The following is a 1,111-nucleotide window of genomic DNA, read 5'->3' as shown; positions in this document are numbered from 1 at the left end:
GAGCGCCGGAGTTTGCGACGCGTGCCGGCGGCGGGAAGCAAGCCGTGACGATCTCGACCCGGCTACGGGCCCCCACCCGGCTACGGGGCGCCGCCCCGGCCCGCGTTCAGCGTCGGTGACGCGTTCGGCTGGGCCTGGAACGCATTCACCAAAAACCCTGTGGCGCTGATCGTTTCGGCTCTCGTCTACGGGGTGCCTGGATACTCGGGAGGTTGGCTCATGTCCGTCCTTGCTGTCGGATTTCCAAGTGTGGCGAAGTTTCCTTGAGAAAACGCCCGCGGAACTCGGCAACCGGAACTTAGCAAAGATGGGCCGTGGGTGCCGGGATTGCCGGCTGCGTGCCTGGGCCGGCGCGGGCGTCGGCCGGTCGTGGTATGCCTGAAGCCGTGTCCGACGGTCTGTTTGACCTACCCGGCGCGTCGCAGCCGACCGATCACGGGCTGGGCGTGTCGGGCGGCGCCCCCCTGGCGGTGCGGATGCGTCCGGCATCGCTGGACGAGGTGGTCGGGCAGGACCATCTGCTGGCGCCCGGGTCCCCGCTGCGCCGCCTGGTCGAGGGTTCGGGCGTGGCATCGGCCATCCTGTACGGGCCCCCCGGCAGCGGCAAGACGACGCTGGCCGCGCTGATCTCGCAGGCGACCGGGCGCCGGTTCGAGGCGCTGTCGGCCCTGTCGGCCGGTGTCAAAGACGTTCGGGCGGTGATCGATAGCGCGCGCCGGGCGCTGCTGTCCGGCGAGCAGACGGTGCTGTTCATCGACGAGGTGCACCGGTTCTCCAAGACCCAGCAGGACGCGCTGCTGTCGGCCGTGGAGAACCGGGTGGTGCTGCTGGTCGCGGCGACCACGGAGAACCCGAGCTTCTCGGTGGTGGCGCCGCTGCTGTCCCGCTCGCTGATCCTGCAGTTGCGGCCGCTGAGCGCCGACGACATCCGCGCGGTGGTGCAGCGCGCGATCGACGACCCGCGCGGGCTGGGCGGTCAGATCGCCGTCGACCCCGAGGCCGTCGACCTGCTGGTGCGGCTGGCCGCCGGCGATGCCCGGCGCGCGCTGACGGCGCTGGAGGTCGCCGCCGAAACTGTGCGGGCGGCCGAACCCGGTGGCGAGTTGACCGT

Annotated in this window: 1 protein-coding gene and 1 pseudogene; both read left to right on the top strand. The window is 71.4% G+C overall.

What is annotated here, in order from left to right; translation table 11 throughout:
- Positions 1–57 precede the first annotated feature (57 nt).
- Positions 58–189 (top strand): annotated as a pseudogene (locus A5622_RS30900) (hypothetical protein); the annotation flags it as partial.
- 185 nt (positions 190–374) lie between these two features.
- Positions 375–1,111, top strand: a 737-nt coding sequence (locus A5622_RS27115) for an AAA family ATPase (RefSeq protein WP_156753113.1), incomplete at its 3' end; no start/stop codon positions are given.

Source organism: Mycobacterium sp. 1245801.1, assembly GCF_001673055.1.
GTDB lineage: Bacteria > Actinomycetota > Actinomycetes > Mycobacteriales > Mycobacteriaceae > Mycobacterium > Mycobacterium europaeum_A.
This window is presented reverse-complemented; position numbering and strand designations above follow the sequence as displayed.